20 protein-coding genes are annotated in these 21,283 nt (G+C 69.4%); 9 read left to right on the forward strand and 11 right to left on the reverse strand.

All coding sequences use genetic code 11. The annotated features are described in order from the left end of the window. Positions 1–3: 3 nt before the first annotated feature. The 5 genes from ACWV14_RS30000 to htpG all read right to left on the reverse strand — a co-directional run bounded on the left by ACWV14_RS30000 (position 4) and on the right by htpG (position 6,735). Positions 4–1,083 carry an ATP-binding protein gene (locus ACWV14_RS30000; protein ID WP_422084624.1) on the reverse strand — a complete coding sequence of 360 codons (1,080 nt, stop codon included), beginning with the start codon at positions 1,081–1,083 and terminating at the stop codon, positions 4–6. Beyond that, a complete protein-coding gene (locus tag ACWV14_RS30005; protein ID WP_454905412.1) occupies positions 1,080–2,618 on the reverse strand; it encodes a DUF5691 domain-containing protein in 1,539 nt (512 codons plus the stop codon). The genes ACWV14_RS30000 and ACWV14_RS30005 overlap by 4 nt, the downstream gene beginning before the upstream one ends. A 61-nt stretch (positions 2,619–2,679) precedes the next feature. Next, complete coding sequence (locus ACWV14_RS30010; protein WP_454905414.1) at positions 2,680–4,029, reverse strand: SWIM zinc finger family protein; 1,350 nt, start codon at positions 4,027–4,029, stop codon at positions 2,680–2,682. A gap of 52 nt (positions 4,030–4,081) precedes the next feature. After that, positions 4,082–4,702 carry a hypothetical protein gene (locus ACWV14_RS30015; RefSeq protein WP_454905416.1) on the reverse strand — a complete coding sequence of 207 codons (621 nt, stop codon included), beginning with the start codon at positions 4,700–4,702 and terminating at the stop codon, positions 4,082–4,084. After that, on the reverse strand, positions 4,699–6,735 hold the full coding sequence (gene htpG / locus ACWV14_RS30020) for a molecular chaperone HtpG (protein WP_454905417.1): 2,037 nt from the start codon (positions 6,733–6,735) through the stop codon (positions 4,699–4,701). The genes ACWV14_RS30015 and htpG overlap by 4 nt, the downstream gene beginning before the upstream one ends. A 299-nt stretch (positions 6,736–7,034) precedes the next feature. Here htpG and ACWV14_RS30025 point away from each other — a divergent pair, with 299 nt between their 5' ends. The 7 genes from ACWV14_RS30025 (at position 7,035) to ACWV14_RS30055 (ending at position 13,182) form a co-directional block, all read left to right on the forward strand. Further along, on the forward strand, positions 7,035–9,287 hold the full coding sequence (locus ACWV14_RS30025; RefSeq protein ID WP_454905418.1) for an SdrD B-like domain-containing protein: 2,253 nt from the start codon (positions 7,035–7,037) through the stop codon (positions 9,285–9,287). A 68-nt stretch (positions 9,288–9,355) separates the two neighbouring features. Next, positions 9,356–9,970 (forward strand): hypothetical protein, encoded by a 615-nt coding sequence (locus ACWV14_RS30030; protein WP_454905419.1) that lies wholly within the window; start codon positions 9,356–9,358, stop codon positions 9,968–9,970. Continuing rightward, the gene (locus ACWV14_RS30035) at positions 9,970–10,605 is read left to right on the forward strand and encodes a hypothetical protein (protein WP_454905421.1); all 636 of its coding nucleotides are present in this window, start codon (positions 9,970–9,972) and stop codon (positions 10,603–10,605) included. Before ACWV14_RS30030 ends, ACWV14_RS30035 begins: the two co-directional genes overlap by 1 nt. Continuing rightward, the gene (locus ACWV14_RS30040; RefSeq protein WP_454905423.1) at positions 10,602–11,093 is read left to right on the forward strand and encodes a hypothetical protein; all 492 of its coding nucleotides are present in this window, start codon (positions 10,602–10,604) and stop codon (positions 11,091–11,093) included. Before ACWV14_RS30035 ends, ACWV14_RS30040 begins: the two co-directional genes overlap by 4 nt. Continuing rightward, positions 11,090–11,929, forward strand: a complete 840-nt coding sequence (locus ACWV14_RS30045; protein ID WP_454905425.1) for a COG1470 family protein — start codon at positions 11,090–11,092, stop codon at positions 11,927–11,929. The genes ACWV14_RS30040 and ACWV14_RS30045 overlap by 4 nt, the downstream gene beginning before the upstream one ends. Beyond that, positions 11,926–12,591, forward strand: a complete 666-nt coding sequence (locus tag ACWV14_RS30050; RefSeq protein ID WP_454905427.1) for a hypothetical protein — start codon at positions 11,926–11,928, stop codon at positions 12,589–12,591. Before ACWV14_RS30045 ends, ACWV14_RS30050 begins: the two co-directional genes overlap by 4 nt. A 108-nt stretch (positions 12,592–12,699) precedes the next feature. After that, positions 12,700–13,182: a DUF3761 domain-containing protein gene (locus tag ACWV14_RS30055; RefSeq protein WP_454906128.1), complete on the forward strand. Its 483-nt coding sequence runs from the start codon at positions 12,700–12,702 to the stop codon at positions 13,180–13,182. Positions 13,183–13,296: 114 nt separating this feature from the next. On the opposite strand, the gene ACWV14_RS30060 is transcribed toward ACWV14_RS30055, so the two are convergent. Further along, positions 13,297–14,349: an ABC transporter substrate-binding protein gene (locus ACWV14_RS30060; RefSeq protein ID WP_454905429.1), complete on the reverse strand. Its 1,053-nt coding sequence runs from the start codon at positions 14,347–14,349 to the stop codon at positions 13,297–13,299. Between the two features lie 270 nt (positions 14,350–14,619). Here ACWV14_RS30060 and aqpZ point away from each other — a divergent pair, with 270 nt between their 5' ends. Continuing rightward, positions 14,620–15,324 (forward strand): aquaporin Z, encoded by a 705-nt coding sequence (gene aqpZ / locus ACWV14_RS30065; RefSeq protein ID WP_422084612.1) that lies wholly within the window; start codon positions 14,620–14,622, stop codon positions 15,322–15,324. 31 nt (positions 15,325–15,355) lie between these two features. On the opposite strand, the gene ACWV14_RS30070 is transcribed toward aqpZ, so the two are convergent. From ACWV14_RS30070 to ACWV14_RS30090, 5 genes are all read right to left on the reverse strand, one after another. Further along, positions 15,356–15,694 carry a hypothetical protein gene (locus tag ACWV14_RS30070; RefSeq protein ID WP_454905431.1) on the reverse strand — a complete coding sequence of 113 codons (339 nt, stop codon included), beginning with the start codon at positions 15,692–15,694 and terminating at the stop codon, positions 15,356–15,358. Positions 15,695–15,852: 158 nt separating this feature from the next. Further along, positions 15,853–17,247, reverse strand: coding sequence for a sensor histidine kinase (locus ACWV14_RS30075; RefSeq protein ID WP_454905433.1), 1,395 nt, complete (start codon positions 17,245–17,247; stop codon positions 15,853–15,855). Between the two features lie 118 nt (positions 17,248–17,365). Next, the gene (locus ACWV14_RS30080) at positions 17,366–18,022 is read right to left on the reverse strand and encodes a response regulator (protein WP_454905435.1); all 657 of its coding nucleotides are present in this window, start codon (positions 18,020–18,022) and stop codon (positions 17,366–17,368) included. Between the two features lie 155 nt (positions 18,023–18,177). Continuing rightward, on the reverse strand, positions 18,178–19,305 hold the full coding sequence (locus ACWV14_RS30085) for a winged helix DNA-binding domain-containing protein (protein WP_454905436.1): 1,128 nt from the start codon (positions 19,303–19,305) through the stop codon (positions 18,178–18,180). Further along, on the reverse strand, positions 19,272–20,105 hold the full coding sequence (locus tag ACWV14_RS30090; RefSeq protein ID WP_106936513.1) for a pseudouridine synthase: 834 nt from the start codon (positions 20,103–20,105) through the stop codon (positions 19,272–19,274). The genes ACWV14_RS30085 and ACWV14_RS30090 overlap by 34 nt, the downstream gene beginning before the upstream one ends. A gap of 83 nt (positions 20,106–20,188) precedes the next feature. Here ACWV14_RS30090 and ACWV14_RS30095 point away from each other — a divergent pair, with 83 nt between their 5' ends. Then, positions 20,189–21,259, forward strand: a complete 1,071-nt coding sequence (locus ACWV14_RS30095; protein ID WP_454905438.1) for a bifunctional nicotinamide-nucleotide adenylyltransferase/Nudix hydroxylase — start codon at positions 20,189–20,191, stop codon at positions 21,257–21,259. The last annotated feature ends 24 nt before the right edge of the window (positions 21,260–21,283 follow it).

Below are 21,283 nucleotides of genomic sequence, written 5' to 3' on the forward strand. Positions count from 1 at the left end.
CGCTCACAGCTGCTCGCGGCAGGCGCGGTACAGGTCCTTCCAGTCGCTGCGTTCCTTCACCACGGTCTCCAGGTATTCCTTCCACACCACGTGGTCCTGCACCGGGTCCTTGATGACCGCGCCGATCAGGCCCGAAGCCACGTCGGCCGAGCGCAGCACGCCGTCGCCGAAGTGGCCGGCCAGCGCCATGCCGCTGTTGATGACGGAGATGGCCTCGGCGGTGGAGAGCGTGGAGCTGGGCGACTTGATGCGCGTCTTGCCGTCCTCGGTCTGGCCGTTGCGCAACTCGCGGAAGATCTGCACCACGCGGCGCACTTCCTGCAGCGCGGGCGGCTCGGCCGGCAGCGCGAGCGCGCGGCCCAGTTCGCCCACGCGCTTGACCACGATCTGGACTTCCTCTGCCTCGCTCGACGGTACCGGCAGCACCACGGTGTTGAAGCGGCGCTTGAGCGCGCTCGACAGCTCGTTCACGCCCTTGTCGCGGTTGTTGGCGGTGGCAATGACCGAGAAGCCGCGCACCGCCTGCACCTCGCTGCCGAGTTCGGGAATGGGCAGCGTCTTTTCCGACAGCACGGTGATCAGCGTGTCCTGCACGTCGGCCGGGATGCGGGTGAGCTCCTCGACGCGCGCGATCTTGCCCAGGCGCATGGCGTGCACCAGCGGGCTGGGCACCAGCGCCTTGTCGGACGGGCCGTGGGCCAGCAGCTCGGCGTAGTTCCAGCCGTAGCGCAGCTGCTCTTCGCTGGTGCCGGCGGTGCCCTGGATCAGCATGGTGGAGTCGCCGCTCACGGCGGCGGCCAGGTGCTCGGACACCCACGACTTGGCGGTGCCCGGCACGCCGTACAGCAGCAGCGCGCGGTCGGTCGCGAGCGTGGAGACCGCGATTTCCATCAGCCGCGGATTGCCGATGTACTTGGGGCTGACCTCGAAGCCGCTGGCGAGCTTGCCGCCCATCAGGTAGGTGAGCACCGCCCAGGGCGAGAGCTTCCAGTTGGCCGGACGCTGGCGGTCGTCGACCTTCTGGAGTGCATCGAGTTCTTCGGCGAATTGCTGTTCGGCATGCTGGCGCAGGACATTGCTCATGGACGGCCTTGGGATGAAGAAGAAGTAGATGAAAGGGTGAGGAACAGCCGGCGCGCGCGCACGATGCGCGCGGTCTCGGCCAGTGCGTTGGCGGTACCGGGTGTTTCGTCGGCGGCGCGCGGCAGGTCGGCCAGCGCATTCAGCGCCGAGGGATGCAGCAGCGCGGCGGCGCTGGTGAGCACCTGGCGCAGCATGTAGTCGTTGGCCAGGCTGCCACGCTCCACGCGCAGGCGCAGCGCGGCGGCGAGCCTGGCGGACAGCTCGGCCGACGGGGTTTCGCCGGGCGCGCAGGCCTGGTCGGCGAAGCCCACGACTTCCTGCGCGCCGTTGCCTTCGGTGCCGAGTTCCGCGAGCCAGTGGCGCTCGCGCCGCGCGCGCGGCAGCAGCGCGAGCAGCTGGCCGATCCAGGCGCGCTGGGCGCGCGGACGATCGAGCATGGCGTCGCACCAGTCGTGGTCGGGGGCGGCGATGACGGCGTCGTTCCAGCCGCGCAGCAGCGCGTCTTTCCAGTCGCCGGCGGCGGCCCAGTCGAGCAAGGCTGCCGGCGTCATGCCGGTGCGTGCGGTCCACCAAGACAGCGGCGCCTGGCGCACGAGCTGGTAGAGCCACCATGCGCGCTCGCCGAGGCTGTCGTGCGTGGGGCGCACGGGGTCGATGGCGTCGTCTTTCCAGCGCGCGTCGGCGGCTTCGGGGGCGTCGATGCGCCATGTGACGCCGTCCTGCTTCAGCAGCGGTTCGAGGAAGGCGGCGATGCGCTGCGCATGCGCGCTCTGCGGCAGGCGCTGCAGCAGTTCGACGGCGGCCTGGCGGACGTCGCGGGCGCGGTCCTTGAGCTGGGCGTCGATCAGTGCCTCGTCGTCGGGGCCGAGGTTTTCGGCGAGCGCGCCGAGCAGCGCAGCGCGGTCCTTGGCGGGCAGCTGCTGCAGCTCGGCGGCAAGGCGTTCCCGCGCGCCAGCCGGGTCGCCCTGGCGCTGTTCGCGCAGCACCGCGACGCGTTGGTCGAGGCTGCCTTCGTCCCAGCGTGTCTGCACGTCGGCCTGTTCGCTGGCGCCGACGGCATAGCGCCAGTCGTCGTTGCGCGCGGCGAGCCATAGGCCGCGTTCGCCGAGCGCGGGGGCCACGGCGGGCCGCAGGTCGATGGCGCGGCGGCCGGCGTCGAGCGCCAGGGGCAGCAGGCTGTGCGGCAGGCGCAGGCCGGCGGCCGCGAGCGCGGCCAGGCCTTCATGCTGCAGGCGCAGCGGGCCGGTCGACAAGGCATCGGCGATGGCGGCCTGCAGCGCGGGTTCCTTGAGTTCGGGGCGTTCGTCGTTGGCGGCGACAGGCGCGTCGGACGGCGACAGGCTCGGCGCGACGAAGCCCGCGCGGCGCCCGACCGCGACGGCGCCCGCCATGCGAAGCAACTGGCCTTGCGCCTCGCCGCCTTGCAGCGCTTGCAGCAGCCCGGCGAATTCGCCCGCCATGCCTTCGGCCGGCGGCACGGGCTGGCGCGAGGTGCCGACCAGCGCGGCCTGCAGCAGTTGGTTCCATTGGCTCATTCGATGACCTCCGTGCTTCGCACTGCGGTGCGAGCTTGCTTGGGGCGGCAAGGCGCTGCGCTCATACCCGCACTCCCGTCAGCGTCCAGACCGGCGCACTGCCGGCCGCCGCACTCATCGGCCATGCGGTGAGCGGCGCGAACTGCTCGCCGTCCCACTCGCCGAACACCCGCAGCGGCGCACCGCCCGAATGCGCCAGCAGCTGCCACGCCTCCTGCGCCGTGATCTGCATCGGCAGCGCCTGCGGCGCGCCGCCGAGGCGCAGCCACCAACGGTCGCCGTCGCGGCTGGGCACGGCGTCCGCCCACACCATCGGCAGCAGCGGCTGCCAGGGATTGGCGGCGATCTGCTGCGCCATGCGCTGCCATTCGTCGGGCGCGCCATCGGCGGGGACGGCGGTGGCGGGCGCGTCGGACGGCAACTCGGCCACCAGCGCGCGCTGCGAAGCATGGCCCGGATAAAAGCACAGCATTGCCGCGCGTTCGGTGCCGCTGACCCAGCCGGTCTCGAAGCCGCGTCCGCCGTGGGCATAGTCGAGCAGCAGCGCGCGGCGTCCGCTCGCGCGACCTTGCAGCCACACGTGGCGCTCGACCAGTCTGGTGTCGCGCTCGTCGATGCACTGGCCCAGCACCAGCCAGTGGTCGCTGACGCGTTCGCCTTCGGCGAGCAGCGCCTCGCGGTCCTGCGGCCAGCCGAGCGCGGTGCGCAAATCGGCCAGCGTGGCGGGCGACAGCGATTCGCGGCGCGGCACCGCATCGACGATCAGCTGCAGCCGCCCGAGCCGGTCGAGCAGCCGCGCGGGCCAGCCTTCACCCACGCCGATGAGCTCGGCCGCCTGCGTGATGCGCTGGCCGAGCCCCGGCGCCTGCGCATCGACCATGCGCGCGGCCATCGCGCTCCAGGCTTGCTGCTGCTCGCTGCCAAGCGATGCCAGGCCGCGCTGCGTCTGGTCGTCGAGCCAGCGCGCCAGCTCCTGCGCGCCGGCCTCGATGCGCTTCCAGCGTTGCGCGTCGCGCTTGGCGGCAGCCGCCGGGTCGGGCGCTGCCGGCGGTTCGGCGGCGCGGGCTTCTTTCTTCTCGGCCTTTTCGCGGCGCGAGGCGAGCCACTCGGCCACCCACGGCGGCGGGTCGCCCTGGGTGAAGCTGGCTTCGTTCTGCGCGCGCAGCAGCATCAGCGCCAGGCCGTGCTTGCAAGGAAACTTGCGGCTCGGGCACGAGCAACGGAACACCGGGCCCGTGAGATCGACCTGCGTCTGGTACGGCTTGCTGCCGCTGCCCTGGCATTCGCCCCACACGGCGGTGTCGGAGAACGCGAGCGTGGGCCACTTGGCCGGTGCGAGCAAACCCTTGGCGGCCTTGGCCGACGCATCGTCGGGGGCGAGCGCCAGGACGGCTTCTGTGCTGAGACTCATCGGGGCACCCTCGCGCCGGTCCGCGGCGCGGATGATTGAAAAGACGCGACCATCAAGGCGCGACGGGATTGCCCGGCGTGCCGGCCTCGCGGGCCGAGGCCGCTGCGGCCGCAACGGCCGGCGTGCGGTAGCTCACGTTCACCGCGGGCGCCGGAGGCTCCGGCGGCGGGCGCGTGATCTTGAAGAGAGGCGCCCTGGCGGGAGCCGTCGGAGCGGCGGCAGCCTGGGCCACGGGCGCGATCGGCGTGAAAGGCGCCGCGGGCGTCGAATACAGGACGGGAGCGGGTGTTCCCGGCGCAGCCGTCACGGTGACGGCGGCCGGGGCCACGGTCGACGCGGCTGCGGCAGGTGCTGCAGGCGCGGCCTTCGGGTCGTAGAGCACCGCGCCCTTGCCGACCCCCGTGGCCACCGGCCCCACGCCGATACCGGCGCCAGCCGTGCCCGATATCTGCCCGCCGTTGTTCACGGCCAAGCCCGCGCCGAGCGGGCCGAAGCCGGTGTTGAGCCCCACCGAGAAGTTGCCGTCCTTGGTGGCGCCGAGCCCCAGCGAGAGCCCCGGCGCCAGCGGAATGCCGACGCGGTAGTGCGAGCAGCCGCCCACCATGAGGAGCAGCAGCAGCGCCGCGGGAACCGCGGCGGCTGTTGTCCGGACGGTGCGCGGCCGGCCGGTCACACCAGCAGCGCGTTGACGCGCTTCACATAGGCCGCCGGATCGGCGGGCAGGCCGCCTTCGGCCAGCAGCGCCTGGTCGAACAGGATGTTCGCGAGGTCGTCGAAGTGCGCCGAGCCTTCGAGCTTCTTCACCAGCGGATGCTCGGCGTTCACCTCGAGCACCGGCTTCAGCTCGGGCGCTGGCTGGCCGGCCTGCTTGAGCATGCGCGCGAGCTGCGTGCTCATGCCGCCGTCCTGCACCACGAGGCAGGCGGGCGAATCGACGAGGCGCGTGGTCACGCGAACGTCTTCGGCCTTGTCCTTGAGCGCTTCCTTGAGCTTTTCGAGCAGCGGCTTGAACGACTCGGCGGCTTCCTCGGCGGCCTTCTTCTCGGCTTCGTCCTGCAGCTTGCCGAGGTCGACCGCGCCCTTGGCCACGCTCTGCAGCGGGGTGCCGTCGAACTCGTTGAGGTAGTTCAGCGCCCACTCGTCGACGCGGTCGGTCATCAGCAGCACCTCGATGCCCTTCTTCTTGAAGACTTCGAGCTGCGGGCTGTTCTTGGCGGCGGCCAGGGTGTCGGCCGTGATGTAGTAGATCGCGTCCTGGCCTTCCTTCATGCGGGCCTTGTAGTCCGCGAAGCTCACGCTCACCGTATCGGTGGTGGTGGAGGCATAGCGCAGCAGCTTGGCGATGCGCTCGCGGTTGCCGAAGTCCTCGCCCAGGCCTTCTTTCAGCACCGCGCCGAACTCGGCGTAGAACTTGGCGTACTTGCCCGATTCGTCGGCCGCGCTCGCGGCGGCTTCGGCGGCGGTGGGCGCGTTCTTGTCGACCACGTCCGTCACGGCTTCGGTCGGCTCGGGGGCCGGCACCGATTCGCCCGAGCCCACGTCGATCCGGCCTTCAGTGCTCTCGGGGCCGGTCTTCTGCTTCTTCGCCAGGTCTTCGAGCATGCCGAGCACGCGCTTGGTGCTGCCTTCGCGGATCGCCTTCACGTCGCGGCTTTCCTGCAGCAGCTCGCGGCTCACGTTCAGCGGCAGGTCGGCCGAGTCGATCACGCCCTTCACGAAGCGCAGGTAGCTGGGCAGCAGCGCCTCGGCGTCGTCCATGATGAAGACGCGCTTGACGTACAGCTTGACGCCCGCGCTCTTGTCGCGGTTCCACAGGTCGAACGGGGCCTTGGCCGGGATGTAGAGCAGCTGCGTGTATTCGGTGCTGCCTTCCACGCGGTTGTGGCTCCAGGCGAGCGGGGCCTCGTAGTCGTGGCTGATGCTCTTGTAGAACTCCTCGTACTGCTCGGGGGTGATGTCCTTCTTGGGGCGGCTCCACAGGGCGTTGGCCTTGTTGACGGTTTCCCATTCGCCGGTCTTCACCATGTCGCCGGGCTGGTCGTTCTCGCCTTCCTTCCACTCTTCCTTTTCCATGAGGATGGGCAGGGAGATGTGGTCGGAGTACTTGCCGACGATCTGCTTGAGCTTCCAGGCGTTGAGGTATTCGTCGGCGTCGTCGCGCAGGTGCAGCGTGATGCTGGTCCCGCGCTCGGGGCGGGTGATGTCGGCCACCTCGAAGTCGCCGGCGCCGCCGCTGACCCAGCGCACGCCCTGGTCGGCCGGCAGGCCGGCGCGGCGCGATTCGACCGTGATCTTGTCGGCCACGATGAAGCCCGAGTAGAAGCCCACGCCGAACTGGCCGATGAGCTGTGCGTCGGCCTTCTGGTCTCCGCTGAGCTTGCTCATGAAGTCCTTGGTGCCGCTCTTGGCGATGGTGCCGAGGTTGTCGATGGCTTCCTGGCGCGACAGGCCGATGCCCTTGTCGGTGATGGTGATGGTGCGCGCGGCCTTGTCGAAGGAGAGGCGCACGTCGAGATCGGACTGGCCTTCGTACAGCTCGGGGTGGTCGAGCGCCTCGAAGCGCAGCTTGTCGCACGCGTCGGAAGCGTTCGAGATCAGCTCGCGCAGGAAGATTTCCTTGTTCGAATAAAGCGCATGCGTGACGAGGTGCAGCAGTTGCGCGACTTCAGCCTGGAACGGGAGTTTGGTGTTGGAGGAATCAGCCATGGAAAGAGAAATATCGAGTCAAAAAAATTCTAAGTCGGCACGGCGGCCACAAGGTGACGGCGTGCCGACTTTCTCAGGTAAGGCATTCGTGTTCTTTATCAACAGCATGGGCCTTTTGCGTGAAGCACTTCACATTTTTAGCAAAACAAATGGCTTCCATGTAAGCGCACGACGCCTCCTGAAACACAAAAGGTTACCGCAGATAACATTTCTGAAATATCCTAGGTTCCGATCTGAACAGGGCATCAATGCATCGGGAAACAGGATGTCGTTTGATGATTCGAGTGACTCCGCGGACCATGGCCAATCCAGCCGGGGCGCCCCTGCTCCAGATCACCGCGCGCGCATGGCTGGGATGCACGACCGCCGTGTTCTGCCTGCAGCCGGCGCATGGCCAGTCACCTCCTTTACCCGGCGCGACCGTGGCAGCTGACGCGCGCATCCAGTCCATGGACCGCGCCCAGGCGGAGCAGGCGCGGCTGAAAGCGCTCGCGGCTTCCGCCCCCAAGGCCTACGAAGACCGCTTCATGACGGCGGACACCGACGCGGATACCACCGGCGGCGGCACGGCAGCCGAGGCAGAGCAGCCGCAGGGCTTTCGCGCATGGCTGGTGGAAAGCCGCATCGGCTTCGGTTCCGCATCGGCCTCCGGCTACGGCAGCCAGCGCGCGGCCGAGTTCGGCCAGCGCTTCGAATACCGCCGCGAGACGCTGAACTACGGCGAGTTCGTGCTGCAGGCCGACGGCCGCCACCTCAGCGGCGACAGCCTCGTGGGCGGCGGCGGCATCGGCGCGCTGGGCTATGCGCGCGAACCCACCAGCGGACGCTTCACGCTGCGCAACCTGGGCTTCCCTGTCACCACGCAGACCTTTGCCGACAGCGCCATAGGCGACATCTACAGCGAACTGACCGACGGCCTGGGCCGCAACTACCGGCTCTCGCTGGGCTCGACGACGGTGCGCGGCGCCTCGATGCGCATCTTCAATTCCGACCTGGACGTGCGCGCCGGCTTCGGCCAGCGCGGCAACATGGCGGGCGGCCCCTACCCGGGCTTCGAGAAGAGCCAGGGCACGCTGGGCTGGCTCGGGTTCACGCAGCGGCTGGGCGATTCCTGGTTCACGGCACTGCAGCTCGACCAGGCGCGCGACGTGCCGGCCTACTACCTTGACCCGCTCACGGCGCAGGGCTTCGGCCGCAAGGACGTCACGAGCTGGGCCGCCTCGCTGGGCTACGGCCGCGAGGTGGTGCGTGACGGCGACTTCAAGGCGCGCGCCACGCTGGTGGGCAGCAGCGTGAGTTCGCCCACGGCGGGCGTGGCGACGGGCGGCTCGCAGGGCCTGTTTCTCGAGGCGAGCGCGCGTGCCGGGCTCTACCGGCACGAGTTCGGCGTGTACACGGCGCGGCCGAACCTGCATTTCGGCGACTACGCGCTTTCCACCGGCACGGGCGGCGCCTACTGGCGCGTGGACCGCAGCACGAGCCGCATGAGCTGGGGCGCGGGCCTGGACCATGAGCGCACCCAGGCCGACCCCAACTACCACCTCGCGGGCTATTCTCGGATGGGTGCGAACGGCAACTTCCAGTACCTGTTCGACCGCGACACTTCGGCCGGCGGCAGCCTGAACGTGTACCGCACGCGCTACGACAAGGCCACGGACCCCGCAGCCAGCAGCGCCGTGGCCGCGTCCGATGCGCGCAGCCTCTACGGCAACGCCTTCTATCAAACGCGCTTCTTCGACTGGCCGCGCAGCCGCTTCACGCTGACGGTGCGGCGCAACGATCTGCTCGTGCGCAACGAGCCGGCCGCCACCGGCCAGGAGCTTCAGTGGGAGCAGGACTGGATCGGCGGGCGCTTCGAGACGAAGCGGCCCGAGTTCACCACCACCCTCGGCTATGCGCGCGACCGCAGCGGCGGCACCGCGCGCAACTACCCGACGGCCGGCGTGCAGTTCCGCTACTGGATGGACGGCGGCCTGCAGTTGGGCGGCAACCTGCGCTACACCTCGCAAAGCGGCGGCCTCTACACCAGCCGCGGCCTGTCGGGCACGCTCACCGCCGAGAAGGAGCTCGCGCCGGGCTGGCGCCTGGGTTTCGCGGCCAGCTTCAACCAGGCGCGCGCCGCGCTGGTACCGACCACGTTCTCCGGTACCAATCTCTATCGTAGTCAAGAGAAGTCCGCCTATATCTACCTGCGCTGGGAGGGCAGCGCCGGCACGGCCTACCAGGCGGCCGGGGTGCGCGGCGGCGGCGCGGGCGGCGGAAGCGTGTCGGGGCAGGTGTTCTTCGATGCCAACCGCGACGGCGTGCAGCAGCCCGGCGAAGGCGGCGTGGCAGGCGTCGAGGTGCTGCTCGACGGCCGATACCGCGCCATCACCGACCGAGACGGCCGCTTCGAGTTTCCGCTGGTCACGACCGGCCGCCACCAGCTGACGCTCACGCTCGAGAGCGTGCCCCTGCCGTGGGGCGCCAGGAGCGACAGCGGCGTGAGCGTCGACGTGCCACTGCGTGGCCAGGCCACCACCGAGATCCCCGTGGTCAAGGTGGCCGAATGAATGAATCAATGAATCAGCAGCGCTTTCGTCCGATTTGTTCCCACCTGCGTTCAACAAAAGGAGACACCATGAGCCGAAGAAAATTCGCCCCCCGCCCGCTGGCCGCATCGCTGGCCGCGCTCGCCCTGGCCCTGCCGGGCGGTGGCGCCCTGGCGGAGAGCCAGTACGGCTCCGGCACGGGCACGATCACCGCGCAGGCCAAGGTCAACCTCAGCGTGACGGTGCCCAAGCTCATCCTGCTGCGCGTGGGCTCGACCAACGCCACGGTGGACACGGTGGCCTGGACCTCCGCCCTCAGCATTCCCGGCGCCACCCCCACCACGCCGCTGGCCGGCGTCAACAACACCCAGGTCGACTGGAACGGCACCGCACCCACGGTTACCACCAGCACGGCGGGCAGCACGCTCACGGTGTACGCGTGGACCAACGCGGGCGCGGGCACCATCAACTGCGCCCTGGGCACCTGGAGCGCCACCGGCGGCCCGGCCAACGGAGACTTCTCGGTGGCGGCGGTCGGCAACCTGCCGCATCCGGGCGCCAACCTCGGCGCCTGCGCATCGACCTCGTTCGGCTCCAACGTGGTGGCCACCAGCACCTGGGCCTATACGCTGGGCGGCACGCCCGGCTTATGGGTTGCGGGCGTCTATACCAACACCATCACGTACACAGCGCAGGGCATCTGATGCGCGCCCCCGCAGTCGCGGGCGCGGCGGCATTGGCGCTGGCGTGCGCTGCGGCGCCGGCGCGCGCCGTCATCACCATCGTGACGGACACCGGCAGCACTTACGGACTCGTGCTGCGCGTGGGCTCGCCCGGCACCACGGTCGACACCGTGGCCTTCAGCGTCACCGGCCCCAACGCCGGGCTCACGCCCACGGCGGTGACCGGCTCGCAGCCGATCACGGTGTGGGTCACGCCGGTGCGGCCGATCACCGCCAGCAACACCACCGCGCGCCCCGTGACGCTGCGCGTGGATTCGTCCTCGGGACTGGTCTGCCAGTGGTCCGGCTGCGGCTCGATCACCATTCCCTTCAGCAAGGTCAGCTGGACCGCCTCGGGCAACGACAACGCCGCGTCGGGCGACATCCAGAGCGGCAGCTTCGACGGCACGGCCAACCAGACGATCGCCAGCTACAACGCCAACGCCTCCTTCTGCACCGGCCTGCTGGGCCTGCCGTGCGTGCTGGGCATCGGCACCTGGACCTACCAGTCGCGGCAGCTGTCGTCCACGACGCTGCAGTTCACCTACGCCAACGACACCGTCTACCCCGGCGGCACCTACATGGGCACCGTGCGCTTCACGGCGTCGATGGAATGAGCACGCGGCGCCAGTACCTGCGAATGGCGGCCTGCGCTGCGTGCCTCGGCGCGGCCGTGGCCGCCTGGGCGCAGGTGGCGCGGCTGGACGACTCGGCCTCGCCGCGCGCGCAGGTGCGCGGCGATTTCAGCAGCGCCCAGGGCATGGACGGCAACCTGCTGGTGCTGCCCTTCGGGCGCGTCGAATACCGGCTGGCCACGGCGCCCTACACCGGGCGGCGCGCGCGCATCTTCTACGTGATTCCGCCGGCCGTCGTGGGGCTGCGCTCGCCGGCCGGCCTGCGGGTCGACTGGCGCGGCAGCGGCGCGTTCGCGAGCGGTTCGGGCCGCCCCGGCGACCGGGTGCAGGTGTGGAACGGCGTCGTGAAGACGCCGTGGATGAACGAAACCTTCGACCTGACGCTGCGCGTGGACCCGCGCGAACTGCGCCTGCCCACGGGCGCGGCGCTGAGCTTCGAGTCGACCTTCGAGATCGAGACATTGCCATGAACGACGCCATCCCCTTTCCTCGCCGATGCCGGCTGCTGCGCGCCGCAGCCGTGCTCGCGCTCCTCGTTGCTGCGCAGCAGCACGCAGCAGCCGCGCCATTCGAGATCGCCGTCACGCCTTCGCGCTTCGAGCTCGCGGCCAAGGGCGGCACCCGCGTCGGGCAGTCGCTCGACATCCACAACCTGGCATCGGCCCCGACCGAGGTGGCGATACGCACCATCGACTGGAGCTATTCGCCCGAGGGCAACATCGGCTATCACGACGAGCTGCTGCCGGGCAGTTGCCGGCCCTGGGTGATGCTCGAGCGGCGCATCGTCTCGGTGCCGGCGCGCAGCAAGAAGTCGTTCCGCTTCCAGGTCGATCCGCCGGCCGACGCACCGCGCGGCGAGTGCCGCTTCATGATCGCCATCGAAGGCACGGAGCCCGCGCAGCAGACCGTCATCCGCGGCGGCGGCGCGAGCCTGAATTTGCCGGTCACCGGTCGCATCGCGGTGGCGGTGTACGTGCTGCTCAATGGCGCCGAGCCCAAGCTCGAGATCCGGCAGATCGCCAGTGGCGAGGCCTCCGGCGCCCGGCGCTCGCTGATCACCGTTGCCAACACCGGCGACGCTCACGGCCGGCTCGAAGGCAGCCTGGACGCCACCGACAGCAAGGGCCGCACGTTCGAGCTGGTGCCAGAAGGCACGCCGATCCTGCCGGGCCAGACCCGCACGCTGGCGCTGGTGCCCAAGGGCGACGGCGGAACATCCGCACCGCAGCCCGTCTACCCGGTGAAGGCAAGCGGTGCGCTGGACTGGGAGAAAGGCAGCTTCAAGGTGGACGTGGAGCTGAAATGAAACACGGCGGCGGCCTGTGCGAGCACGGTGCGCTTGCCGCGGCCTGCCTGCTGGCGGCGGCCGCCACCGCGCCGATGGCCGTGCTCGCCGCCTCCAGCACGGCGGGCCCGAGTGCCAACGTGCCGCTGACAACAGGCACCGTGGCGCTGAACTTCACCCTCGCGATCGACAAGTTCATCTTCTTTCGCATCGGCGACGGCGCCTGGCCCTCGCCGGGCGGCACCACGAGCAGCGTGAGCTTCACGGTGGCGCCGACGATTCCCGGCGGCCCCACCACGCCGACGGCCGGCAACAACAAGCCGGTCAACTGGAGCGGCGCCGCGCCCACGCTGGGCGTGACGCCGAGCGGCAACGTGCTGCCGGTCGAGGTGCGCAGCAACGCCGGACGGATCGGCCTGCACGCCACAGTGACCACGCCGCTCACGACCGGCTCGAGCACCATCCCGATGTCGGAAATCACGATCAGCTCGAGCGACGGCAACCTGCCCGCCCCGGTGATTCCTGCCACGGGCAGCGGCGCCACCGTGAACGTGGCTCCCACCGACACCACCGGCCTCGTCACCGTGCGCAATGCGACCTGGACCTTCCAGTACGCCAACTCGGCCAGCCGCACCGCCGGCACTTACTCCGGCGTCGTCACCTTCACAGCGAGTTCGCCCTGAGCAGGGTGCAGGGCGGGCAAGTCAGCTTCCGCTGGGATTGATGCCCAAAGCTGAGGGGTTGCCCTTTAAACCCACCAGGAGCTTTGCATGAACGACAAGAATCCCCGGATGCTGTGGATCGCCGCCTGCCTCGGCCTCGCCGCGTTTGCGGCGCAGGCGCAAGTGCCGGCCGACGCGCCGGCCGGCACCACCGTTCAATGCAAGGACGGCAGCTATGCATCGCCCGACACCAAGTCCGGCGCCTGCCGCGGGCACAAGGGCATCAAGACGTGGTTCGGCAAGGGCGCCGCGGCGGCCCCTGCTGCTGCCGCCGCGGCTCCGGCCGTGCAAACCCAGTCGGCCGATGTCGGCACGACCGGCGTCGCGCCGAGCACCGGCACGGCCACCAAGACACCCGGCGCGCCGGACCTCACGAAGATGGCCGCAGCGCCCGGCGGCGGTGCCGGCAAGGTGTGGGCCAACGACGAGACCAAGGTCTACCACTGCATGGGCGACCGCTACTACGGCAAGACCAAGAAGGGCGAGTACCTGAGCGAGGCCGATGCAAAAGCCAAGGGCATGCACGCCTCCCACAACAAGGCCTGCTCATAGGCTCGCCCCCAGGCTTCGCGCACTTCGTGTCGCTTCGCCACCCCCCTGCCGGGGGCAACACCTGCGGCCCGGCAAAGCCGGTTCCGCGGTGTTCGCCGCAAAAGTCCGGGGCCCTTACTTCGGTTGAGACTCGACTTCCCGGGTCCAGCGGTCGATCAGCCGCTTGCGCTCGGCCGCCTTGCCGTATTTCTCGAAGTCGTACTTGATGAGCTTCACGTCGGCCATCGACGGGATGCGCGGGTCGGGCTTGAAAGTCTTGTTGGCCGGCGACTGCAGGCTGCCCGACTTGCCGCCGATGGACTGGCCCGCGGGGCTCATGAGCCAGTCGTAGTAGCGCTTCGCGTTCTCCTTGTTGCGCGCGCCCTTCACCAGGGCGATGCCGCCGATCTCGTAGCCGGTGCCCTCGCAGGGCGCGGCGGTCTTCACGGGAAATTTGTCGTAGCGCCAGCGCTCGAAGCCGAAGATGAAGCTCACGCCGATGGCCACTTCGCCCTTGGCCACGTTGGGCGCCTGCGCCTGGCCGCTGCGGGTGTAGCTGGTCACGTTGCGGTGCAGCTTCTTGAGGTACTCGAAGGCCTCGTCCTCACCCATCTGCTGCACCAGGCCCGCGATGATGGTGTAGGCCGTGCCGCTGGAGGCGGGGTGCGATATCTCTATCTCGCCCTTGTATTCGGGCTTGATCAGGTCGGCCCAGCACCTGGGCTCGTGCAGCTTCTTTTTCTTCAGCAGTTCGGTGTTGAAGCCGAAGCCGATGGCGCTGGTGTAGAAGCCGCCCACCATGTTCTGCGACATCGCGTACTGGCGCACCGACCAGTCGTACAGGTCGTTGATGTAGGCCGGCCGGTAAGGCTCCAGCAGGCCCTGCTCGGCCGCCTGCAGGAACGGATCGCCGGTGCCGCCCCACCAGATGTCGGTCTTGGGGTTGGCCGCTTCCGCGCGCAGCTGCGCACCGATTTCGCCGGTGCCCTTGTGGGCCTGCAGCACCTTGATGCCGGTCTCGCGCGTAAAGGCCGCGGCGGCGGCCTCGCACCAGCCTGCGTCGGTGCTGCACAGCGCGTTGACGGTGCCCTGCGCGGCCGCGTTCGATGTGCCCAGCAGCGCCGCCGTGGCCACGAGGGCCGTGCATGCGACGGCGGCTGCGGTGTGTGGAATGGCGAATGGGCGCATGCGGCGTGTCTCCTCGTTGTTCGATGGCTGGAAGCCGCAGGATAGCGCCCGCGTCGCACGGCGGTGCAGGGGTTTTCAGCGTGCGGCCACGCCTGCGCGCATCGGAAGACCTGGTATTCGCCTGGGCGCAAATGCACAAAGCTGCAACGAACGTGAACAGGTTCCGATAGGCCGAAAGACATGCTGCGCTACCGTCCTTGCCGTTCCTAGAATCCGCCCCGCGCAAGGCCGTGGGCCGGGCGCAATCCCTCAACTTCAGGATGGAGCGTCATGGAACACAGTACCTACAAAAAGTGGTCTGCCGAGTTCATTGGTACTTTCTGGCTCACGCTCGGAGGCTGCGGAAGCGCAGTGCTCGCGGCGGCCTTTCCAGGTACCGGCATCGGCTTTCACGGGGTCGCGCTGGCCTTCGGCCTCACGGTGGTGACCGGGGCCTATGCGCTGGGCCCGATCTCGGGCGGGCACTTCAATCCGGCGGTGTCCATCGGCCTTGCGGCGGCAGGCCGCTTCAAAGCCTCGCAGCTCGCGGGCTACATCGTGGCGCAGGTGCTCGGCGCCATCGCGGCGGCGGGCGTTCTTTATCTCATTGCCACCGGCAAGCCGGGCGCGGACATCGGCGGCTTCGCCACCAACGGCTATGGCGAACACTCGCCCGGCAAATACGGCATGACCGCCGCGCTGATCTGCGAAGTGGTGATGACCGCGGTGTTCCTGATCGTGATCCTCGGTGCCACCGCCAAGCGCGCGGCCGGCGGCTTCGCGGGGCTGGCCATCGGCCTGTGCCTTACGCTGATCCACCTGGTGTCGATCCCGGTCACCAACACTTCGGTGAACCCCGCACGCAGCACAGGCCCGGCCTTGTTCGGGCCGTCCTATGCGGTGTCGGAGCTGTGGTTGTTCTGGGTGGCGCCCATCGCGGGCGCCATCATCGGCGCGGTGATCTACCGCGCACTGCTCAGCAGCAACGACGACTGAACACAGTCGTCGTTGCAACCGGCGGCGGCACTCAGCTGCCGCTGCCCGACTTCACCATCGGCAGTGAAGTCGATTGCCCGATCGGCTCGGTGCCGGTCGGATGCGACGCCGCATAGGCGCCGGCCTGGATGTCGGCCACCGGCATCGTCGAGCTCATCGAGGGTGCGCTGGTCGACTGGCCGATCGGCTCGGTGCCGCTCGGACGGGCCGCAGCCATCGCGCCGGCCTGGACATCAGGATTTACGGGCGAGTTCATCTGCAGCGGATGGAAGTCCGAACCATCGGTGGTTTCGGCAGATGCGGTGATGGCGCCCATCGCTGCCAGCGCAGCGAGGGAACCGACGGCGAGAAGCTTGAGGGAAGTACGCATTGTGTGTTCTCCTGAGGGCATGTTGTCTCCGGCCTCGTGCCATCACGCGAACTGCGCGTGGCAGGACCTGAGTGCACTCTAGGCATGCAGACTGAGGTGAAGGTGAGCGAAGAGTTAGGCGCGGATGAGTAAGCGCGCCGCGCAGTGGCCTTTCTTACTCAGTGCGAAAGAGGCGCTGCCGGCGACGGCGGCAGATGCACGCGCGCCATCAATCCCGGTCCGTCGTCGCGGTTGTGCAGCTCGATGCGCAAGCCGTGCCGCTCCGCCGCCGTGCGTGCGATGGCCAGCCCCAGGCCGCTGCCGCCCGCCACGGCGCCCGGCACGCGAAAGAAGCGATCGAACACGCGGCCCATCACGGCCTTCGGAATGCCGGGGCCGTTGTCGAGCACGTCGACCACCGCATGCCCGCCGAACTGATGCAGCTTCACGTCGACCACGCCACCTTCGGGCGCATAGCGCAGCGCGTTGTCGATCAGGTTGTCGAACACGCTGCGCAGTTCGGCCGCGGGCGCAACCACCACTGCCGCGATGCCGCCCTCGAAGCCGATGTCCACGCGCCGTGCATCGGCCAGCACCATGAGCTGGCTCACGCTTTCGCGCAGCAGCACTTCGATGTCGACGCGCTCGCCGGCGGTGCTGCGCTGCGGCGCGTCCTGACGCGACAGGTTGAGCAGCTGCTCGATCAGGTGCTGCGCGCGCGTGACGCCGGCTTCGAGCTGGTTGAAGCGCTCGGTCGCCTCTCCGGCCGGCACGTGCGCGCGCAGGTTCTCGATCTGCAGGCCGATGGCGGCCATCGGCGTGCGCAGCTCGTGGGCCGCGTCCTGCACGAAGCGGCGCTGCGTGGCGAAGGCGCTGCGCACGCGCGACAGCAGGTTGTTGAAGGCGCCCACCAGCGGTGCGATCTCTTCGGGCACGCGCGACAGCGAAAGCTCGGTGGGGCTGCGTTCGTCCTGCGAGGCCACGTCGCGCGCCACCGCGCGCAGCGAGCGCGAGGCGGCCGACACGATGATCCACAGGATCAGCAGCGCCAGCGGCAGCAGCAGCGTGATCGGCAGGCCCTCCAGCAATGCGCGGCGCAGGGCGCGGCGGCGGCGGTAGTCCTCGTTCTGCAGCACCTGCACGCGCGGCTGGTCGGCGCGCGTGCCGGGCTCGGCGGTGAACACGCGCCAGCTCGACTGGGCATGCGTGCCCGTGCTCACGTCGCTGAAGCCCGCGCGCGACTGCAGCGGCACCGCGAGCACCGGCCACGAACTGGCGCGCAGCGTGTGGCCGTCGGGGCTCCATATCTGCACGATGAAGGCACCGCGCGCGAACGCCGCCTCGCCGTCCATCGGGCGCGGGACCTTGAGCGGGTCGCTGCCCGCATACGACTCGGCCACGAGGCGCATCTGGTCGTCCAGCGCGTTGTGCACGAGGTTGCCGTAGGCCACGAAAGAGAACCACGCAGTCAGCACCGCGGCACCCAGGTGCAGCGTGATGAGCCACAGCAGCAGCTGCGTGCGCAGCGAATGCGGCCGCCACCAGCGGCCGCCGCTACGGTCACCGCCGGTCATGAGCCGACGGCCCGTTCGCGAAACACCGCGGAACCGGCTCCGCCGGGCCGCAGGTGTCGCCCCCGGCAGGGGCCAGGCGAAGCGACACGAAGTGCGCGAAGCCTGGGGCCGAGCCTGGTCATGCGACCACTCGCCAGCCCAGGCCGCGGACGTTGCGGATCGCGTCCGCGCCCAGCTTGCGGCGCATACCGTGGATCAGCACATCGATCGCATTGCTGGTGACTTCTTCGCCCCAGCCGTAGATGCGGTTCTCGAGTTGTTCGCGCGAGAGGATGGCACCGGGGCGCTCCAGCAGGGCGTGCAGCAGCGCGAACTCGCGCGCGGTGAGCGCCTCGCGCTCGCCGTTGACCAGCACCTCGCGCGTGGTGAGGTCCAGCTGCAGCATGCCGCTGCCGACCAGCGAATGCGCGGCACCGTCGCGCCGCCGCACGATGGCACGCATGCGTGCGAGCAGTTCGCGGAATTCGAAGGGCTTGAGCAGGTAGTCGTCGGCGCCGAGGTCGAGGCTGTGGATGCGGTCGTCGAGGCCGTCGCGGGCGGTGAGCACCAGCACCGGCGTGGCGTCGCCGCGTTCGCGGGCGCGGCGCAGCACCTCGGTGCCGTCCTGCTTGGGCAGGCCGAGGTCGAGCAGCACGCAGGTGTAGCCGCCGTCGCCCAGGGCGCTCTGGGCAAGCTCGCCATCGCGCACCCAATCCGCGGACCAGCCCGCACCCTCGAGCGCCTGCTTGAGGCTGCGCCCGATCATCTCGTCATCTTCCACCAGCAGAACGCGCATTGCGGCGACTCCTTCGGCCGCAAGGTAGCACGCGACCGGGATGATCGGAAGAGCCTGCGCCGGGGCGCAGAGTAGGTGTGAATACTTAGACGCAGCTTAGGCGGCGGGTGCATCGCGGGGGCAATGGCGGAGGTAATGGCGCGCCGCGGCAACGCTCAGGCCATGCGCACGGCGTGGCGCTCGCCCTCGCCGTCCGAGGCGAAGGCCAGCAGGTCGAGGGCCTCTTTCTCCACTGCAACGCGGTCGGCCTTCGACCAGCGTGCGAAGGGCTCCAGCAGCACGGTGGCAATGCTCTTCTTCTCGCGCTCGATCTTCCAGACACCCGCCACGAAGCCGTCGAGCAGCACCGTGCCGCGCACGATGCCGTTGGCGGTGAACACGCGAGCACGGTGCGCCTCGCTCAGCACGCGGACGCGGTCGGCATGCGAGAGCAGCAAGTTGTCCCACTCGGCCACGAGGCGTGGCGGCGCGGGCGTGTCGGGATCGGGCCGCGGCGCGCGGGGCAGGTCGAAGAGCTCCTGGCCGTCTTCGCTCATGAACACGCGCAGCCGGGACCGCAGGCACTCGGCCACGGCCTTCCAGCCGGTGAGGCCCGACCATGCGCCGGCATCGGCCAGCGTGGCGGGACCGAAGGCCGCGAGGTAGCGCAGCAGCAGGTCGTCCTGGGTGGCGGGGGTTGCATTGGCCGCCGCATCCCCGAGCCAGTCGCCAAGGGGCTGCAGCAGCGCGCTCTGGTGCGAGTTCCAGGTGCCCGCCGGCGGCAGGTGCGCGAGCGGCAGGCTGTTGCGGATCAGCGCGGCGAGCGAGGCGCTCTCGCGGCCGGGCCAGCGCAGGCCGAGGGCCTGCCCGAGTTCGGCGCCGGTGCGCGGACGCTCGGCGAGCAGCGTGCGTGCGGCCTCGACCACCGCCGCGCGGTCGATGCCGTCGAGCGCCTTCTTGTGATTGCTGCCCTGCAGGCCGCGCTGATGCACCGGCTCCAGCAGCGGGCGCCATGCCAGCGCGTCGCGCGCGCTCATCAGGTGCAAGGTGCCGCGCAGGGTCGACATGCGCACGATGCGGCGCTTGTGCAATGCGTCGGTCAGCTGCTCGCGCCGGAAGCCTTCGAGCCGGCTCCAGAGGCCGATGTAGGGCGGGTTGGGCGCCTGCGCCTGCAGCCCGGCCAGCCGCTCGACGGCCTGCGCCGCCGTCAGGCTGCGCCGCTGCAGCAGCATCTGCCGCGCCAGCGTGGCGCGGTTCAGCGCGCGCAGGCTCAGAACTTCTCGTGCGGCGCCAGGTATCGCCATTGCCCCACCGGCAGGTTGCCCAGCATGACCTTGCCGATGCGCACACGCTTCAGCCCCACCACCTTCAGGCCGACCAGCTCGCACATGCGGCGGATCTGCCGCTTCTTGCCTTCGGTGAGCACGAAGCGCAGCTGCTCCGGGTTCTGCCATTCGACCCGCGCCGGCTTCAGCGCCTGCCCGTCGAGGCTCAGGCCGTGGCGCAGCTTCGCGAGCATGGCCGGCGGAAACACCGCCTGCACGTTGGTGGTGACGGGGTCGTCGTCGTCCATGCGCACCAGCTGGCCGGTGGGCGCGGGCTGGCCCAGGCCGTGGTAGGCCACGCGCACCAGGTATTCCTTTTCCATCACCGAGTCTTCGCCGATGAGCTGGCGCGCGATGCGGCCGTCCTGCGTCATGACCAGCAGGCCGATGGAGTCGATGTCGAGCCGGCCGCACGGCGCCAGGCCGCGCAGCTGCTGCGGGCTGAAGAAAAAGCGCGCGTTGTCTTCGGCCCAGCGGTTCTGCGGCGTGAACAGCGTGACCGCCGGTTCATGGCCGTCCTCGGCCTGCCCGCTCACGTAGCCGATGGGCTTGTTGATGAGGATGGTGACCTGGTTCGCCTGCTGGCCCTTGGCCGCCTTGTCGATCTCGATGCGGTCGGAGGGCGTGACCTTCACGCCCATCTCGGCTGGCCTGCCGTTGACCTTCACCCAGCCGTTGGCGATCCATTCGTCGGCCTCGCGGCGCGAGCACATTTTCAGTTCGGCCATGCGCTTGTTCAGGCGCACGGCATCGGCGGGGGGAGAAGAGGGCTCGGTCATCGGAAGGCTTGATCAATGTGCGGCACCGATGCTATCCTGAACGCAAGCGCGAGTTGATCGCGCCCTTTTTGGGGGATTCCCAAGTGAGCACACGCAAGTACCAATACGCCATCGTCATCGGGCGCTTCCAGCCCGTTCATTTCGGACATCAACGACTCATCGAAGAGGCCTCGCGCGCCGCCGATCGGGTCATCGTGGTGGTCGGCTCCGACCGGCAGCCGCGAAGCGTCAAGAACCCCTTCACCTTCGACGAACGCGAACGCATGGTGCGCGCCTGCCTGCGCAGCAGCGACCAGATGCGCGTGAGCGTGGTCGGCGTGGGCGACTCGCCCTACAACGACCAGATCTGGATCGCGTCGATCCAGTCGGCGGTCGAGCGGCTCATCGCTCAGGACGGCCATGCGCCGGCCAAGGCCAAGGTGGCACTGGTGGGGCATCTGAAGGACGCATCGAGCTACTACCTGAAGATGTTCCCCCACTGGGAGTTCGTCGGGCAGAACAGCGTGGAGAGCCTCAACGCCACCGACGTGCGCAGCCTCTACTTCGACCCCGAGAACCGCGGGCAGCTCGCACGCGCCGACCTGCCCGACGGCACGGCCGCGTTCCTCGACCAGTTCACCCGCACCGCCGACTACGCCGAGCTCTGCGAAGAGCGCGCCTTCCTGCTCGACTACCGCGACAAGTACCGCTACGCAGGCAGCGACTTTCCACCCATCTACACCACGGTCGACGCCATCGTGGTCGAGGCCGGCCACATCCTGCTGGTGCAGCGCAAGTTCCATCCAGGCAAGGGCACCTGGGCGCTGCCCGGCGGCTTCGTCGGCCAGCAGGAGCGGCTGCAGGACGCGGCCATCCGCGAGCTGAAGGAAGAAACCCGGCTCAAGGTGCCCGTGCCAGTGCTCAACGGCAGCATGAAGGCCAGCCATGTGTTCGACGCGCCCGACCGCTCGCAGCGCGGGCGCACCATCACGCACGGCTTCTTTTTCGAACTGGCGCACAACCAGTGGGCAGGCCTTTCGGAAGTGCGCGCGGACGACGACGCGGCCGAAGTGCGCTGGGTGCCGATCGCCGAGTTCCTCGACATGCAGGACCGCATCTACGAAGACCACTTCTTCATCGCGAATCATTTTTTGGGTGGCCTGGGCAAGAACTGAACGACCAGGCTTTGTCAGCAAGAA

Source organism: Variovorax durovernensis (genome assembly GCF_977011995.1).

What these genes read in the sequence shown, in the direction of transcription:
- ACWV14_RS30010 (WP_454905414.1), bottom strand. Translation starts at nt 4,029, where the DNA reads ATGAGTCTCAGCACAGAAGCCGTCCTGGCGCTCGCCCCCGACGATGCG.
- ACWV14_RS30090 (WP_106936513.1), bottom strand. Translation starts at nt 20,105, where the DNA reads ATGACCGAGCCCTCTTCTCCCCCCGCCGATGCCGTGCGCCTGAACAAG.
- ACWV14_RS30035 (WP_454905421.1), top strand. Translation starts at nt 9,970, where the DNA reads ATGCGCGCCCCCGCAGTCGCGGGCGCGGCGGCATTGGCGCTGGCGTGC.
- ACWV14_RS30045 (WP_454905425.1), top strand. Translation starts at nt 11,090, where the DNA reads ATGAACGACGCCATCCCCTTTCCTCGCCGATGCCGGCTGCTGCGCGCC.
- ACWV14_RS30000 (WP_422084624.1), bottom strand. Translation starts at nt 1,083, where the DNA reads ATGAGCAATGTCCTGCGCCAGCATGCCGAACAGCAATTCGCCGAAGAA.
- ACWV14_RS30025 (WP_454905418.1), top strand. Translation starts at nt 7,035, where the DNA reads ATGGCCAATCCAGCCGGGGCGCCCCTGCTCCAGATCACCGCGCGCGCA.
- ACWV14_RS30040 (WP_454905423.1), top strand. Translation starts at nt 10,602, where the DNA reads ATGAGCACGCGGCGCCAGTACCTGCGAATGGCGGCCTGCGCTGCGTGC.
- ACWV14_RS30055 (WP_454906128.1), top strand. Translation starts at nt 12,700, where the DNA reads ATGCTGTGGATCGCCGCCTGCCTCGGCCTCGCCGCGTTTGCGGCGCAG.
- ACWV14_RS30075 (WP_454905433.1), bottom strand. Translation starts at nt 17,247, where the DNA reads ATGACCGGCGGTGACCGTAGCGGCGGCCGCTGGTGGCGGCCGCATTCG.
- ACWV14_RS30085 (WP_454905436.1), bottom strand. Translation starts at nt 19,305, where the DNA reads ATGGCGATACCTGGCGCCGCACGAGAAGTTCTGAGCCTGCGCGCGCTG.
- htpG (WP_454905417.1), bottom strand. Translation starts at nt 6,735, where the DNA reads ATGGCTGATTCCTCCAACACCAAACTCCCGTTCCAGGCTGAAGTCGCG.
- ACWV14_RS30080 (WP_454905435.1), bottom strand. Translation starts at nt 18,022, where the DNA reads ATGCGCGTTCTGCTGGTGGAAGATGACGAGATGATCGGGCGCAGCCTC.
- ACWV14_RS30030 (WP_454905419.1), top strand. Translation starts at nt 9,356, where the DNA reads ATGAGCCGAAGAAAATTCGCCCCCCGCCCGCTGGCCGCATCGCTGGCC.
- ACWV14_RS30070 (WP_454905431.1), bottom strand. Translation starts at nt 15,694, where the DNA reads ATGCGTACTTCCCTCAAGCTTCTCGCCGTCGGTTCCCTCGCTGCGCTG.
- ACWV14_RS30060 (WP_454905429.1), bottom strand. Translation starts at nt 14,349, where the DNA reads ATGCGCCCATTCGCCATTCCACACACCGCAGCCGCCGTCGCATGCACG.
- aqpZ (WP_422084612.1), top strand. Translation starts at nt 14,620, where the DNA reads ATGGAACACAGTACCTACAAAAAGTGGTCTGCCGAGTTCATTGGTACT.
- ACWV14_RS30050 (WP_454905427.1), top strand. Translation starts at nt 11,926, where the DNA reads ATGAAACACGGCGGCGGCCTGTGCGAGCACGGTGCGCTTGCCGCGGCC.
- ACWV14_RS30005 (WP_454905412.1), bottom strand. Translation starts at nt 2,618, where the DNA reads ATGAGCCAATGGAACCAACTGCTGCAGGCCGCGCTGGTCGGCACCTCG.